A 14,892-nucleotide genomic window follows, 5' to 3' on the forward strand; every position below is an offset into this window, starting at 1 on the left:
TCGCTCTGGAAAGTGTGAAGGTCGAAAAAATCTATCTTTTCGCTGCGGCTCTGCAGGTTTCAGGCCGAAGTATAGGGGAAGGCTAATTTGATTAAATGAGTGAATCCCGACCCAAAAATTGCTCACATTGCAACGCTCCCACTTCGATACATTTGACCAAGGTCGTTGATGGGGAGGCGGTAAAGATGGGAGTCTGCTCCCAGTGCCCCAAAGCGAAAGCTTACCAAGAGGGAATGGCATGGGATCTCATCGATGAAGAAAACGGAGGGCAGCAACCGAAGTTGCCTAAGGACAACGAGCGCACGTGCCCCGGCTGCGGGCTTACGCCGTCGGACTTCAAGGAGCATGGCCGGCTCGGCTGCTCTCGCTGTTACGAGACTTTTGAAGCCAAGCTCGAGCCAGTGATCAACAAGCTGCATCGAGGGGGTTACCACCTAGGCAAGGTGCCGGGCGGGAAAAAGCGCGTGGTTTCGCCTGCCGAGATCGCGGACTTGAAGCGACGCCTCGACGAACACGTGAGTCGCGAGGAGTATGAAATGGCTGCGGTGGTGCGGGACCAGATCAAGGAACTCGGGGCTTGAGGGAGACTCCTCCCAGCCGCGAGGGCCCGAAAACAGGGGGAAACGCGAAAATATCGGAATAGGCCCTCCACTTGAGGGGATTCTGGCCGATTGCTTAGGTTGAACCAAAACAGAATCCCATGCCCGACTCAAAGAAGATTATCCTACTGGAAGACGACAAGGCTTCGTCCCGTTTGCTCTCTATGTTTTTGGAGTCGAAAGGCTACGAGGTGCAAGAGAGCCGCGAAGGACGATTCGCGATCGAAATGGCGCTCAGGGACACGCCCGATCTGATGATCGTGGACGTGCTGCTGCCGGACATGCACGGTTCGGAAGCGGTCAAGAAACTTACCGCTACGGATCGCATGCACGATCTCAAGGTGCTGTTTCTGACCTCGCTGCTCAGCAAGTCGACGGAAGCTGGCAAGGTGACTCGTTTGAAGGTCGGGGGCAAGGAGTACCCTGCGTTGTCGAAGCCGTTCAAGCCAGCGAGTTTGGAAAAGGTCGTTGCCGAGATGTTGGCGGGCGACAACTAGTTTCGCTTCCCCCGCGGAAGCATTGATTTTCGAAAACGCGGTCGTTTTAAGGGGAGCGGCCGCGTTTTTTATTGGATTCTCTCCTCTGGCTTAGGCCTTCTTCAGGACGACCACGCACTCGAGGTGGCGGGTCTGGGGAAAGAGGTCGAAAGGCTGGATCTCCTCGATCTGGTAGCCTCCGCTCAGCAGGGTTTGCAAGTCACGCATTTGGGTGGCGGGATTGCAGGAGACGTAGACCACGGAGCGGGGACCGAAAGCGATGAGCTGATTGAGGAACGCTTCGCTGGAACCCTTGCGTGGCGGATCGATCACGACAGCGGAGTCCTCTCCGGCGAACTGGATGTTTTCGAAGATGGAGGCGGCATCGCCCAGCACGAAGCTGGCGTTTTCGATTTGGTTGCTCTCGGCGTTGCGCCGGGCATACTCGATGGATTGCTCGGACACTTCGACGCCCACAACTTGCTCGAAGTCTTGGGCGGCCGTCAGGGTGAAGAGGCCGGAACCGCAGTAGGCATCGACGAGGTACTTCGCTCCCGCGGCGCGAGCCTTGTCTCGCACGTAGCCGGTGAAGGCTGGGAGGATGGAGGGGTTGTTTTGAAAGAACTCGCCGGCAATGAAGGAGAAGGTGATGTCGCCGACCTTTTCGCGGATCGTTTGCTTGGGGTCGGTGGAAACGCCATCGAGGTGCTCCCGGATGAGCAGGGTGCCGCCTTTCTTGAAAGGCTTCTCCAGGTGGCGAGCCTTGGTTTTGGCCCGAACGCGAGCGAGGGTTGCGTTCATCTCGTCGCTGATGAGCGGGCAGTGTTCAACCTCGACGTATTGGCTGCGAGTTCCGGCTTTGAGGAAGCCGATGGTCATGGGGCGGTCGCCGCGTGGCACGTTGAAGTGAGGCGTTAGCTTGGAGCGATAGCCGTACAGCTTGGGGGAGGCGATGGCGGGGAGCACGGGATGGTCCACGCGCGCCATGTGCCAGAGCAGTTCCTTGACTTGCTTGGTCTTCCACTCGAGCTGGGCTGAGTATTCGAAATGCTGATACTGGCAGCCTCCGCATTCGCTGAAGACGGGGCAGGGCGCTTCGATGCGGTGCGGGGATGGGGTCAGGACCTCGACGAGGTCGGCTTCCGAGAAATTTTTGTCGTTGCGGTAGACGCGGGCTCGAACGCGTTCCCCGGGCAGAGCGAAGCGAACCATGACGACCCAGTCGTTGATGCGCCCGAGGCCTTGTCCCATATTGGTGAGGGTGGTGATTTCTAGCTCGATTTCCTCGTGGTACTGGAAGGGTTCGGGCTTGAATTTGCGGGGCGGCCGCGGGGAAGGAGTGTCTTTTTCGCTCATGGTTCGGGAAGTGGTGCAGGGGGCAGGAGAGGGAGATTGGCGAGGATTTCGAGATTTTAATTCGCGGGGCGGCCTGGAATCGGCGCTGGACATGCAGTGGGGAGTTGGTGTGTTGCTAGGAGAAATGAGTATTGAAGCGAAAAGGGATGCGTTAGTGGAAGAGTTGGCTCCGTTCGAGGACCATTTCGAGCGATTTGCTTACATCGTCGACCGAGCCAAGTCGAATGCTCCGCTGCCGGAAGAGTACAAGATCGATGCCTTTCTGATCGAGGGATGCCTGTCTCGACTTTGGGTTTACCCGGAGTTCAAGGACGGCAAATGCTATTTTCATACGGATTCGGATGCGGCGATCACCAAAGGAACGTCGACGCTTTTGTGCGACCTCTACAGTGAGGAGTCGCCGGAGGCGATCATCGCTTTGGAGCCGGACTTCCTTGCGGAGGTCGGAATCACGCAGCATCTCTCTCCCAATCGCCGCAACGGGCTGACCAACGTGCGCAAGCGGATCAAGGCATATGCCGAGCTTTGCTTGAAAAACGCTGAAAACCAGTAAGTTGCATATAGGCCAGCGAGAGTTTTGGGACGTCGGTTTCGTCCAGAGCCTGCGGCTGCGTTGATTATGGAGCAGATTCAGAGAGACGAAAGTTTCATGCGGGCGGCGGTTTGCGAGGCGGTGCGGGGAGACCCGGTGAAGACGAGCCCGAATCCGCGAGTAGGAGCTGTGATCGTGGAAAATGGCGAGATCGTGGCGAAAGGGCACTTCGAGAAAGATGGCGGCCCTCACGCCGAGCGACAGGCTTTCGCGGCGCTGGGCCGTAAACCGGCGGAGGGTGCGGTGATTTACGTAACCTTGGAACCCTGTTCAACGAAGGGAAGGACGGGGGCCTGCACCGATGCGATTCTCGAGTCAGGCATCAAGCGTGTGGTGGTGGGGGCTTCGGACCCGACTCCCGAGCATCGGGGCAACGCGACTCGGGTCTTGCGGGACGCAGGGGTCGAAGTGTTGGCAGGTGTTCTGGAGGCGGAGTGCGCGGCGCTCAATCCTGGCTACCGAGGGCATTCGACTGACAAAAGCGCGAAGTCCGGCAAGGGTGACGCTTGAGGGATGAAGGGTGAGTTGGGGCAGGGCCGTGGCTTGGTTGGCCGTATTGTCGCTGATGTATTCATATTTTTGGTACGAGTATACCAGTGGACGTTGTCACCCCTGAAGAATGCGATTTTCGGGGCTGGTGCTGCTTGCCGGTTTCGTCCGACGTGCTCGCACTACGCGATCGAGTGCCTGCGTACGCTGCCGTTGGTCAAGGCGTTGCGCCTGGCGACGTGGCGGATTTTGCGTTGCAACCCATGGGGCGGGCAAGGCTGGGATCCGGTGCCGAAGATGGTTTACCGCGAGGGGCCCGACGGGAAGCCGGTGAAGAGTTTGAGGGATATGTTGTAGGGGATCGCGACCAAGCTCGCTCCTACGGGCGCGCTAGAACTTGTTCTTCCACATCATGGATTCCATGGGGAGTGGAGTGCGCTGGTTGTATTTGGCGGAGGCCTTCTTGTTGTAGTAGTTCTCGATGTCGCCTTCGACGTAGAAGTAGATTAGCTGGCCGATGGGCATGCCGGCGTAGACGCGTACGGGCTGGGCCACGGAAATCTCGAGGGTCCAATGATTGCAGAAGCCGACATCTCCCTTGCCGGCGGTGGCGTGGATGTCGATGCCGAGTCGGCCCACGCTCGACTTGCCTTCGAGGAAGGGGACGTGGGCATGGGTTTCGGTGTACTCGAAGGTGGAGCCGAGGTAGACGGTGCCGGGCTTTAGGACATAGCCCTCTTCTGGTATTTCGAAGTGGGAGATCTTGTTGTGGGAGCGGGCGTCGAGCACTTCGTCGGTATAGGTCGCGAGGTGCTTGCTGAGGTGCACGTCGTAGCTGTTGGTGCCGAGGGCCGCGCGGTCGAAGGGTTCGACGACGATCTCGCCTTTTTCCATGCCTTCCAGAATGGCTTTGTCTGAGAGTATCATAGTGGGGGTGATACCAGTCCGGATTTTTGCGGGTGTGGCAATCTTAAACAGGTAGTCCCATGGGACCGTTTTCAGAGGGCGTGGACTTGTGTTGGTCGCCGGGAAGGTTGCTGATGAACTGGAAGAGGTCCTTGCGGCGGTCTAGCATGGGAGTCACGCTGCCGGAGGCGCGGCTGCGGTAGAGGTCGTTGATGTCGAGGTCGGATACGAGCATCATCTCTACGTTGGAGTCAGCTTCGGCCTGGATGCCGTCGCGAGCGAACTCGTGGTCGCTAGGGCTGAAGACGGCGGCCTTACCGTAGTGGATGTCCATGGCGGGGACGCTGGGTAGGTTGCCGATGATGCCAGCGGTGACGACGTAGACTTGGTTTTCGATGGCTCGGGCCTGGCTGCAGTAGCGCACGCGGAGGAAACCTTGGCGGGTGTCGGTGCAGTAGGGGACGAAGATGATCTCGGCGCCTTGGTCGGCAAGGTAGCGGGCTGCTTCGGGGAATTCCGAGTCGTAACAGATGAGGATGCCGATGCGGGCTTTGGGAGTGCTAATGACGCGTAGGTCGTTTCCTCCGCTGATGCCCCAGTATTTTTTCTCCGAGGGAGTGATGTGAAGCTTGGGCTGAAGGGTGTGGGAGCCGTCTGGAGCGAAGATGGGGCAGACGTTTTGCAGGCTGCCGTCGACTTCCATCGGATGGCTGCCGGCGACGATGTAGAGTCCGTACTCTTTGGCGAGGCGACTCATGAGCTCCATGAAAGGCTTGGTCATCTCTGAAAGCTTTCGAATTCCTTCCACGGAAGGGAGCTTGCGAAGCTTCTTCTGGGAGAGCAGCTGCACGGAAAAGAATTCGGGAAAGACCACGAAGTCGGAGCGGTAGTCGGCAGCGGTTTCGACGAAGTATTCTACTTGGTCGGCGAAGTCCTCGAAGCTGGCAATGCCGCGGACCTGATATTGCACGCAGGATACACGTACTTTGCGGCCATCTTTTTCGACAGGTTGGTAGTCGGGGTTGATCCACTCGAGGAAGGTCGCGTAGTTTTTGCTGAGGGGATCTTGAATGTAGTTCTTGATAACGCCTCGGACGATGAACCCCTCCCGTAGTTGGAAGTTGAGTACAAGGTCGTCGATTCTGCCGTTTTCCACTTCGGCGACGTAGTTCTCGGGACTCATGGAGTCCGCGTGTTCGTGGTAGCCGTGAATACGGCCGCCAGCGACGATACGTCGAAGATTGAGGCGTTTGCAAAGGTCGCGCCGGGCTTGGTAGAGCAGGTGGCCGACGCCGCGTCCGCGGGCGTCCGGATGCACGTAGACGTCGGCTCCGTAAAGGCTGTCGCCCTCTGGGTTGTGGTTGTGAAAGTAGCCGCCATCGGTGATGCCAGCGTAAGTGTGGTCGCGGTAGGCGTCGACGCCGAGGTCGACGATGAGGCTGGACACGGCGCCTAGGATCTTGTCGTCCTCGACCGCGACGAGCTGGCCTTGGGGAAAGAGCCGCAGATGGTTAGAGAGTTGAGAGATAGTCCAGACCACGTTCTCCTCTGCCATTGCGGGAAAACAGAGCTTGTTCAGCTCGACTAGGGTCGCGAGGTCTTCGGTGTTTGCTTCACGAACGGTTACCATGCGGCCAAAGTCTGCTCAGGAGCTTAGGCCTTTGCAAGAGATCTCTTATTGGAGGGTTGCTGGCACGTAGGGATGCTTCAATGCGTCCTGGGCGGAGTGAAGCTCGGCCTTTAGGGTGTCGACTTCGCCTTCTTTCGCTTGGATTTGGGCGGAGAGTGACTTGTTTAGCTTGCGTAGCGAATCTGGCGAATGGGAGTCGCCCTCGCCGCGGTGCAGGATCTTCGAGAGCAGGCCTGGGCCTTTGTTTGGTGTGTCGGATTCATTTGTCGCGCGATCCTGAATACGGATTTGGGCGATTGTCTCGGTTTGCTTGTGGGATAGTTCTTTAAGTTCTTGTTCCCGGTCTTCGATTTGAGATTCGATTTGGGAAATTTGACTTTCGATCTCCGTTTTTCGTTCTTCCCACAGTTTGCTGGCTTTTTTGAATACGATGCCAACGCCGGGATGTTCCATCGAGAGGGCGGTTTTCAGCAGGTCGTCACGGAGGTGGCTGGAAATGCAGTAGCGGTTTTGCTTTCGCTTGAAAATGGATTTCGAGTCGGTGACGAAGGGGAGTATTTTATTGGCTTGGTCCTTGAAGAGCGCGTTGCAAAGTTGCGTATCGATCCAGAGCAGGCCGGCGAGCAAGAGGAGCTTGGAGCGCTCGTTTCGGGAGGGAACGTTCCGCGAGAGTCGCCCTGCTGGTCGCCAGGCTTTTGCGTAGGATTGGAATTTCGGAATGTCGGCAAAGCGAGAGATCGCTTCGCAGCGCAATCCCTCATCAAAGTTGAGGGCTTTTCCGTTGGAGGAGCGAGCGATCAAATCCGTAGGCAGCTCTTTTGCCCAGTCGAAGATCGATGAAGCCTCCTGGCCGAACAGTGAGGAGATTTCGTCGGCTTGCACGATTTTGGGGAGGCTGAGCGCTGCGATCTTGAGTTGGTCGACCTTGTCGAGCGTTTCGAGGAAGGCTCTTGCGGGTTTGAGGTCGAGCGCTGCCACCTGCTTGGCGGATGCCTGCAAGTCAGCGGGGTATCCGAGGCTACCGTGAGCGAGGAAGCTGGCGCGCGCTGGGTCGGTCACGAGGGCGCGAGCGGTTTTGAGGGTATCGCTTACGTTGAGAGGGGGCAGTTGGAAGTCTTCGGTGAGGTTAGACCAATCTCCCCAGTTTTCCAGTGGATACGCGAAGCGAAGCGGATCTTGGGACTCGAGCAGGAATACGAGGCTGCGGCGGTAGGCTCCGTTGGTCGCCGCGGGAAAAACGTAGTCGCGCAGCCAGTCCATGACGGTGACGGAAAGGCGGTCGTAGTGCTCGATGTAGATGATGGTGAGATCGGTCCCTAGGGATTTGAGGGGAAGGGCGTCGAGGAAGCCTTCGGCGTGGTTGTTGGCCTTGCTTTCACCTAATCCGACGTTGATCTCGAAATCGTCGCGCACGTTTTCCGTTCGGCCGACGGAAGAGGCAGCGGCTTGGTTGATGTAGGCTTTTTTCTGCTTAGCGATGCTGCTGCGAGTAATGAGGATGGAGTCGTCTGAAACGATGGGGTTTACCTTGCCGCGTTGCACGCTCTCGAGTTGCTCGGAGATTTTCTTCTCTTTGTCGGGATTGGAAGGATAGCGGATGGTTTTGGCGCAGGCTCGGATGAACTCCGGGATATCGTCCAGCGGTTCGTCGCGCGTGGGCTGTATCCAAAGAACCTTCTCTTTTCTCATGCGCTCGCTTTCGCGGAACTCGGAAATGAAGGAGGACTTGCCGACTCCTTTTTCGCCCCAAACGTTGAAGACTCGATTGTCGCCCAACTCGACTCCGAGCAAAGGAAGGAGGCTGGCGAGCTCGTCCAATTCCGCGCTTCGCGGAATGAAGTGAGGCTTGGCGTCTTCGTGTGGAGTTGATGGTTCTGACGACATTTTCTAGATTCGAAGTGTTAGTTTTAAGCTGCGGCTAACACAAACGGCAAAGGAATAAATTTTAGCGGGAATGGGCGGGGCTAGAGACTGAATAGGGCATCACGGTAGCGCATCATGAGCAGGTTTTCTGTCCATTGATCGAAGGGAGCGATTTCTTCGCCGTCCAGGTATTCGCGGCAGAGCCACTCGATGTAGTGTCCCTTCGCGGCATCGCAGAGCGGGTAACCTCCTCCGATGCGTGGGTTTATTTCGATGACTTTGAGCGTGTCGCTAGCAGGATCGACGAAGCCTTGAATATTAATGATGCCTCTCGCCCCCGGGAGTTTATGGGCGATCTCTTGGCAGGTCTTGATCAAGCTGGCGTGGCGGCGAGTTTGGGCTTGCACGACCTCTCCCGCTTCCACGGCAAGGCGCTCGTGGGGGATACAGCAGCGGACTTCTCCGGATTTGGAGAGGTAGAGATTGACGGTGTGTTCAATGCCTGTGGCTTTTTCTTGCAGTATCCATTCGGGGGGTACGTGGTCTAAGCCTTCTGCGCTTTCGATCGTTTGGGCGCCTGATGAGGAGAAACCACGTTCCGGCTTTGCCACGATGGGAAAGGGGAATTGTTGGTCGTATTCGTTTTTTAGGCACGTGCGAGGGGTGGGGATGCCATGGTTTTTCAGAAAGCGATATGTATCGAGTTTATGAATGCAGGTTTTCAGGGTACTCGCGTCGGAGATGGCGACTTGAGTGCCAATCTTTCGTAGTTGGGGCCTTGCTTGTTCCAAGACGGTAAGCTCGCTATGTCGACTTGGAATGATCAGTCCGATTTTCGCTCCCTCGCAAAATTGCAGGAGCGCTTCGATCCAGCCTGAGCTCGTGTGGCTGGGGAGTGTGGTAAAGTGATCGGCGATGGCCGATGTAGGAACTTGGGGGCTCGTATCCGAAATATGGAGTTCGATGCCGCGTTTTCTTGCCGCCTTTTTGGCGATTCTCGCGATTGCGACTTTACTGCCGCCGGAGAGGAGGAGCAGGTTTCTCTGCTTTGAGCGTGAGTCTAGCATCATTTCTTTGATGGCGTTTTGCAGCTTGAGGAGCAACTTCATTTCGGCTGGCTTGGAACTCGAAAAAGCTTACTCGCCCAAAACATGGGAAATCACCTTATTTCAGGGCGGCAAGCGCCAGCTTTACCCCGCAAATACAGGAAAACCTATTTCCCAGCACATCGGTATTGAAACAAAAAAAGGTGGCCCTCTTGCGAGAGCCACCTTGAGAGTTTGTATCGGTTATCGAAGTTATCCGATGAGACGAAGAGCGGTCTGGCTCGAGGCGTTTGCCTGAGAGAGCATGGAAGAACCAGCTTGTACCAAGATGTTGGCACGGGCGAGCTGTGTTGATTCCGTTGCTACGTCGACGTCGATGATACGGCTGTTTGCAGCTTCGAGGTTCTGCTTGTTTGTTGCGAGCATGTCCGAAGCGAAGCTCAGTCGGCTGGACTGCGCACCGTTGGTTGCACGGAGGGTAGCCACGTTCTCGATGGAGGTCTTGATCTTATCGAGCGTGATACCGGAGGCGCCGAGTGAAGTCGTGCCAGAGCTCGTTGCGATAAGGTCGGTGTGGATACCGTCTGTGTCGTCGGAGAAGTCCGTTGCTGCGATGGCGACTGTTTGAGATCCGTCTTCGGAAGTCTTAACAGTCATGCTGCTGCTGTTCATGAGAGAAACTCCGTTGAACGATTCGGCAGCGACAGCTCCGAGCTGCGCCTTGAGGGCTTCGAACTCAGTGTTGTAGTTCGCTTTGTCGGTAGTGTTCTTGGTCACGTCTTCGCTCAAGGTCTTGAGCTCGGACATGCGATCGAGGATCTTGCCGGCAGTTGCGAGGGCACCGTCCTGAGTTTGCAGGAAGGACTGAGCGTTCGCGATGTTGTTGCTAGTTGCTTCGGTCCGCTTGATAGCAGCCGACATCTTCATGGAAACCGCGAGTCCACCAGCGTCGTCTGATGGGTTTACGATTTTCGAACCGCTAGAGAGACGTGCCAAGCTGTTTTGCAGCATAGCGTTGCTCTTGTTGAGGTTGTTCTTCGCGGCGATAGCCGAGGTGTTTGTATTGATTACAACTGACATGTTTATATCATCCTTGATTTGTGCGGCAGCGTCCTTGCTGTCGCGTGCCTGAAAGAAAGCGTCAGGCGTCCGCTTTTCTGCCTAGGTGGCTGAAAGTTTAGGAAGCGGCTACTCTAGGAAGTAGGCTGTCCTGGAAAGGTGTTGCTCATGTTTCATGTTTGGGAGCGACGGGGATCGCCCGCGCTTTGATGGTTGGTTGGTGTTGGTGAAAATGGTTGGGAGCTTGGCCTCGAAGTCAGGGCCATGGCTGCTCTGGAAGTCGGATGCGCTCGCGAATGGCTTGGCGAGTGGCCGGGGGTCCGCTTCCTTGGGGGCTCCAGCGTTGCGGTGGAGTTGGCGTGCTGCCCGAGGGCGCTAGCGTTTCGTGGCGCGATGGGCGGGGCGCGGAAGCTAAGTCGCTGCGCGTCCGTCTCGCTTCGACAGTGGGAGCGGCCGGTAAGGCTGCTGGCTTCGAAGCGACTGGCTTTATCGTCCTTGATGTTGCTAGTCATGGTTGTTTTCCCACCTCCGGGGTGGATTGTTCGGGTAAACACGTCCTTGTGTTGGGTTCGATTATCGTTGGAGGTAGCGTATCGTTTAGCCTTTTGAGTTGAAATACTCAGTCTGGGCATAGTGCTATTCCGCCAAGCGAACTTGTTCGCAATCGTAGTTGTTCGACAGATACGAAGCTATCGTGGCTTCGGACGACTTTTGTCCTGTTGGCTGAGCAAAGGGGGGCTGCGCGGACGGATGTTCGCGGTGCCTTGGCTTGCTTGCCGAGGTGTTGCGTGTGCTTTGGGCTTTTAGATTCCTCTACGGTTTAGGCGCCCCGCCCGTCGGCGGGGAACCTATGTCGTAGTAGTAACTTAACCTAAAAGTTTGAGCGCAACCTGGGTGGAGGAGTTAGCTTGCTGGAGCATGCTCGATCCGGCTTGGACCAGAACGTTGTACTTCGCTAGCTGGGTAGACTCCTCGGCGACGTCGACGTCGATGATGCGGCTGTTCGCGGCCTCGAGGTTTGCCTTGTTGACCGTAAGCATGTCAGAGGCGAATGTGAGACGGTTTGACGATGCTCCGTTCTCGGCTCTGAGGGTTGCGACGCTTTCGATGGCGGACTTGATGCTATCGATGGTGATGTTTGCATGGCCGAGGCTGACTCCGCCGTCCAGGAGGTCGGTACCGAGAGTGCCTTCGAGGTCGTGCTGCTTCACGTTTACGGATCCGTCTCCGGACTCGGTCGTGGCTACCGCGAGGTTTGTGCCAGCGCCTGTGAACAGGCTGACTCCGTTGAAGGTCTCGTCTGCGAGAGCGGAGAGCTGCTTCTGGAGCTGCTGGAATTCCGTGTTGTAGTTCGCCTTGTCGGCGCTGTTCTTGGTGACGTCTTCGGACAGTACCTTGAGCTCGGACATACGGTCGAGCACCTTGGATACAGCTCCGAGCGCGCCGTCCTGAGTCTGCAAGAACGACTGGGCGTTTTGGATGTTGGTGTTAACTGCTGCCGTACGCTTGATGGTAGCGGAGAGTTTCATGGATACAGCGAGTCCGCCGGCGTCGTCGGAGGGCTGCGTGATGGCAGAGCCGCTCGACAAACGGTTTAGGGATCGCTGGAGCATCGCATTGCTGGATGCTAGATTGTTAGACGCAGCTATCGCTGAGCTATTGGTGTTTATTACTACTGACATTTTAACTTCCTTGTTAAGGTTACGACTTGCGACGTCCTTGTCGCGTTGCGGGGTTAAGGTGTCCGCTGCACCTGTAACTTGCGTTACGCCTCATAGTATCGGGAGCTCACGCCGGCACTTTAGGAAAAACTCTATCTTTTTGGAGAAAGGCGCTCAGGCGCTTGCGGAATTTACTCAGCGGCTTGCTGAGCTACGGCGCGAGGTGGCTTCTTTGGCGTATGGTATGATGAATACCTCGCTTCGCTATTGCGCTGGCTGTCGGTCCGCTCTTAGGTCAGGCTTTCAATGTGGCTACCACTTCTATGGACGAAGCTATCACCATTCACCAAATCTACCTTTCCAGCGGGCATGACTTTAAAGGGCGTTTCAACAAGGGCCGCCTCAACAATGGGGTCCAGCGAGTGGACTCGGTGGAGTGCGTGGAAGGGCGAGGCTTGGTTGGAGATCGCTACTTTGACTTCAAGGAAGACTACAAGGGGCAGGTGAGCCTGATGTCTGCGGAAGCGATCGAGGCGATGGAAAGCGACTTGAACTTGAAGGTGGCGGACCGCAGTGACTTTCGGAGAAACGTCATCGTCAGCGGAGCAGATCTAAACGCCCTCGTGGGGATCGACTTTCGCATTGGCGAGGTGGAGCTCCGCGGAGTAGAGCAGTGCAGGCCTTGCTTTTGGATGGACGAGGCGATTGGCGAAGGGGCTTACGCGGCTTTGGAAGGCCGGGGAGGATTGCGTTGCCGGATTTTGAAAAGCGGCGTTTTGCGCAAGGGCGAAACGACAATCCAAACCCTAGCGCGTTAGGAATGGGTCAGGTTTCGCTCAACGGTGAGATTGTCGAATTTGACGGGCCTGCCCCGCAGACCTGCGGGGAAGCTTGCAAGCTGATCGACGGATTCTTGTCCGGACAGGGCTTGTCGATCGGGGAGATCAAGGTGGACGGGGCGGCCCTTTCGCTGGAAGAGGCCTTGGATCGGGGCGCTTATCAGACGCTTGCTTTCACATCCGTCAGCCCGCAGGTGCAGCTTTTGGCGATGTGCCGAACCTGGAAGGACGGGGCGGCCGAGCTGGTCGCGAAAATGGATGAGCTTTCGGTTGCGGTGCTGCGTTGCTCGTGGTCGGAGAGTCACCAGTCGGTTGTGGCTTTGCTCGACGCGGTTCGTCCAGTGGTCGAGGGGATCGGAGTCTTGCAGCGTTTTGGGGCGGAGTCGGAAGCGGCGTGGGGAGGCGAAGTGAATGTTTCTTTCGAGCGAGCCTTGGAGGGAATTGATCGCGTCGTGGGTTCCGTGGAAGCCCGGGACTGCGTCGCTCTCTCTGATGGGCTTGCCGGCGATCTGGCGGCGAGTTGGCGTCAGGTCATTCGTTGTTTAGACGAAGCGGTGATTCCGAGCCTCGAGAAGGAGTTTGCCACATGAGCCAGGCCCTGAGTGCGTTTTGCGAGAGATTTCCCTTGCTCGCGAGTCGGGTGAAGGCGGTCCCTGCGAGCGAAGAGCCGGTTGCGGCTTGGAAGGAGTCGACGGCCGATGTCGCCGCCGTGCTCGCGCGTTGGTTGAGCGGAAAGAGATTCCCTCATGATTCCGCCATTGCGGTGAGCGGGGTGGGGGACGGTTCGCATCTGGAGGCTTTGCTGGAACTCTTGCCGGCGGAGGCTTTGGTGTTTTGCGCGGAGGCGGACCCTGAACGATTCAAGTCGTTTTTGGGCATGCCCTCGGCGGAAGCGCTCTTGAAAGATCCGCGGATGGTGTTCGGCGTGGGCGCCTTGGACGATTCTTTCTTCAACGCTCTCGCGACCGAGAGGGTTGTCGACTTCACGAACGCGGAACCCTTGATATTTGCTCCCTTGTTCAATCTGAACGAGTCGTACTACGAGCAGTTCTTCCTGCAGTTCGTGCGGCAGCTCGAAATGTGGCGCAAGCTCTTCGGGACGAACTTGACCAAGTCAGGGCTTTGGCAGGGGAATTCGTTCCGCAACTTCCACTCGCTGATGCGAGCCCCGGACCCGATCGAGTTTGGAGACGCGTTCAAAGGGCTGCCCATGATCATGGCTGGAGCTGGGCCTTCCTTGGACGAGTCCTTGGACTTCTTGCGCTGGGCGCAGGATCGGGCGGTCATCGTGGCCGGCAACTCGTCCATTAGGGCCTTGGTCAATGCCGGGGTGAGGCCGCACTTTGTTCTGGCGGCAGATCCATACCCCACGACGGACAGCGGTTTCGAGGGGGTAGACCTGGGCGAAACCGTCTTGCTCTGTTCCTTCATGGTTTACCCAGCGGTGGTGCAGCGCTTTGGCGATCGCATCGCCGCGTGGGCCTACAATAATAAGGTGGCGACCTATTTCCGGAGGGTCGCGGGGCGGGATCGTATCGCGCACGTGACGGAGCAGGGAACGATCTCCGCCTGCGCTTTCGATATCGCGATGATTCTCGGCTGCTCCAGCCTGTTCTTCGTGGGGCAGGACTTGGCGGCTCGTTTGGACGGGGCGATGCATGCAGCTGATTCGTTCTACACTGACAAGGGCGCGGCGGATCGGATTGCCTTGGAAAAATGTCGCTGGATGCCGGGCAACACGATCGAGAAGGTGCCGGTAGAGGAAAAGCTTTTCGTATACCTGAAAACGTTCGAGCAGCTCAGCAGGATTTACGGCAAGGAGTTGCAGATTAAAAACCGCGAAACCCTGCGCATCTACAACTTGTCCCGTCTCGGAGCGCGCATCGAGCACATGCCTTACCGTGACTTCGAGGCGGCGAAAACTTTAATCGAGCCGCTTGGAGTTGGGGGCGTCGCTGCGGGATGGAAGGCCACTCAAGCGAAGCTCGCTGAAAGCCGAGCCGGTTGGGGTAGAGTCGGAAAGGCCTTGCGGGAATTTCGTGCCTACGTCGAAGAAATCTGTTCCCATTCCTTGAAGCATGCTCTGGCCTTGGAGCAAGGGGACTTGCCTTTGGAGGTGGCGGAAGCGGAAAAGGCCAAGGTCGACGCTTTCATTGCTTCCAAGCCTGACTTCGAGGAAATTCTTCGAGACGGTCAGTTGAAGATGGAGCTGTACGTGCACGCTCGGGCGATTGCCAAGCAATCCCGGGTCGTCGACATGCAATCCGAGAAGTCGCGAGCGGAAAAGGTGAAAGAGTATTTCTGGGCGGTGGCGGAGGGAAGCTACCAGGTGCTTGCGGCGATCGATGCAGCAAGGCAGGCTCAGAAGGTATAGCC

The 14,892-nt window shown here is 57.1% G+C and carries 15 protein-coding genes; 8 read left to right on the plus strand and 7 right to left on the minus strand.

The features are described from left to right. Positions 1-95: 95 nt before the first annotated feature. Both IEN85_RS19375 and IEN85_RS19380 read left to right on the plus strand, forming a co-directional pair. Positions 96-581 (plus strand): UvrB/UvrC motif-containing protein, encoded by a 486-nt coding sequence (locus IEN85_RS19375; protein WP_191618756.1) that lies wholly within the window; start codon positions 96-98, stop codon positions 579-581. A gap of 119 nt (positions 582-700) precedes the next feature. Continuing rightward, the gene (locus tag IEN85_RS19380; RefSeq protein WP_191618757.1) at positions 701-1,096 is read left to right on the plus strand and encodes a response regulator; all 396 of its coding nucleotides are present in this window, start codon (positions 701-703) and stop codon (positions 1,094-1,096) included. A gap of 90 nt (positions 1,097-1,186) precedes the next feature. Here IEN85_RS19380 and IEN85_RS19385 read toward each other — a convergent pair whose 3' ends face one another. After that, complete coding sequence (locus IEN85_RS19385; RefSeq protein WP_191618758.1) at positions 1,187-2,431, minus strand: class I SAM-dependent RNA methyltransferase; 1,245 nt, start codon at positions 2,429-2,431, stop codon at positions 1,187-1,189. 124 nt (positions 2,432-2,555) lie between these two features. Between IEN85_RS19385 and IEN85_RS19390 the strand changes: the two genes are divergently transcribed. The 3 genes from IEN85_RS19390 (at position 2,556) to yidD (ending at position 3,869) form a co-directional block, all read left to right on the plus strand. After that, positions 2,556-2,984, plus strand: a complete 429-nt coding sequence (locus tag IEN85_RS19390) for a SufE family protein (RefSeq protein WP_191618759.1) — start codon at positions 2,556-2,558, stop codon at positions 2,982-2,984. A 66-nt stretch (positions 2,985-3,050) separates the two neighbouring features. Further along, positions 3,051-3,533 (plus strand): bifunctional diaminohydroxyphosphoribosylaminopyrimidine deaminase/5-amino-6-(5-phosphoribosylamino)uracil reductase RibD, encoded by a 483-nt coding sequence (locus tag IEN85_RS19395; RefSeq protein WP_191618760.1) that lies wholly within the window; start codon positions 3,051-3,053, stop codon positions 3,531-3,533. A gap of 3 nt (positions 3,534-3,536) precedes the next feature. Continuing rightward, entirely contained in the window at positions 3,537-3,869 is a 333-nt protein-coding gene (yidD, locus tag IEN85_RS19400) for a membrane protein insertion efficiency factor YidD (protein ID WP_191618761.1), read from the plus strand. Positions 3,870-3,902: 33 nt separating this feature from the next. Here yidD and dcd read toward each other — a convergent pair whose 3' ends face one another. The 6 genes from dcd to IEN85_RS19430 form a co-directional block, all read right to left on the minus strand. Then, on the minus strand, positions 3,903-4,439 hold the full coding sequence (gene dcd, locus IEN85_RS19405; RefSeq protein WP_191618762.1) for a dCTP deaminase: 537 nt from the start codon (positions 4,437-4,439) through the stop codon (positions 3,903-3,905). 43 nt (positions 4,440-4,482) lie between these two features. After that, positions 4,483-6,048 (minus strand): bifunctional GNAT family N-acetyltransferase/carbon-nitrogen hydrolase family protein, encoded by a 1,566-nt coding sequence (locus IEN85_RS19410; RefSeq protein ID WP_191618763.1) that lies wholly within the window; start codon positions 6,046-6,048, stop codon positions 4,483-4,485. A 45-nt stretch (positions 6,049-6,093) separates the two neighbouring features. Next, positions 6,094-7,932 carry an ATP-binding protein gene (locus IEN85_RS19415; RefSeq protein ID WP_191618764.1) on the minus strand — a complete coding sequence of 613 codons (1,839 nt, stop codon included), beginning with the start codon at positions 7,930-7,932 and terminating at the stop codon, positions 6,094-6,096. Positions 7,933-8,012: 80 nt separating this feature from the next. Further along, on the minus strand, positions 8,013-9,020 hold the full coding sequence (locus IEN85_RS19420; protein WP_191618765.1) for an ATP-grasp domain-containing protein: 1,008 nt from the start codon (positions 9,018-9,020) through the stop codon (positions 8,013-8,015). A gap of 189 nt (positions 9,021-9,209) precedes the next feature. Then, positions 9,210-10,037 carry a flagellin gene (locus IEN85_RS19425; RefSeq protein ID WP_191618766.1) on the minus strand — a complete coding sequence of 276 codons (828 nt, stop codon included), beginning with the start codon at positions 10,035-10,037 and terminating at the stop codon, positions 9,210-9,212. A gap of 845 nt (positions 10,038-10,882) precedes the next feature. Next, positions 10,883-11,698 carry a flagellin gene (locus tag IEN85_RS19430; RefSeq protein ID WP_191618767.1) on the minus strand — a complete coding sequence of 272 codons (816 nt, stop codon included), beginning with the start codon at positions 11,696-11,698 and terminating at the stop codon, positions 10,883-10,885. A gap of 302 nt (positions 11,699-12,000) precedes the next feature. Between IEN85_RS19430 and IEN85_RS19435 the strand changes: the two genes are divergently transcribed. The 3 genes from IEN85_RS19435 to IEN85_RS19445 are packed head-to-tail and all read left to right on the plus strand — an operon-like array spanning position 12,001 to position 14,890. Further along, positions 12,001-12,495 carry an MOSC domain-containing protein gene (locus IEN85_RS19435; RefSeq protein ID WP_191618768.1) on the plus strand — a complete coding sequence of 165 codons (495 nt, stop codon included), beginning with the start codon at positions 12,001-12,003 and terminating at the stop codon, positions 12,493-12,495. Between the two features lie 2 nt (positions 12,496-12,497). After that, positions 12,498-13,106 carry a hypothetical protein gene (locus IEN85_RS19440; protein ID WP_191618769.1) on the plus strand — a complete coding sequence of 203 codons (609 nt, stop codon included), beginning with the start codon at positions 12,498-12,500 and terminating at the stop codon, positions 13,104-13,106. Beyond that, entirely contained in the window at positions 13,103-14,890 is a 1,788-nt protein-coding gene (locus IEN85_RS19445) for a motility associated factor glycosyltransferase family protein (protein ID WP_191618770.1), read from the plus strand. Before IEN85_RS19440 ends, IEN85_RS19445 begins: the two co-directional genes overlap by 4 nt. The last annotated feature ends 2 nt before the right edge of the window (positions 14,891-14,892 follow it).

Source organism: Pelagicoccus enzymogenes (genome assembly GCF_014803405.1).
Lineage (GTDB): Bacteria > Verrucomicrobiota > Verrucomicrobiia > Opitutales > Opitutaceae > Pelagicoccus > Pelagicoccus enzymogenes.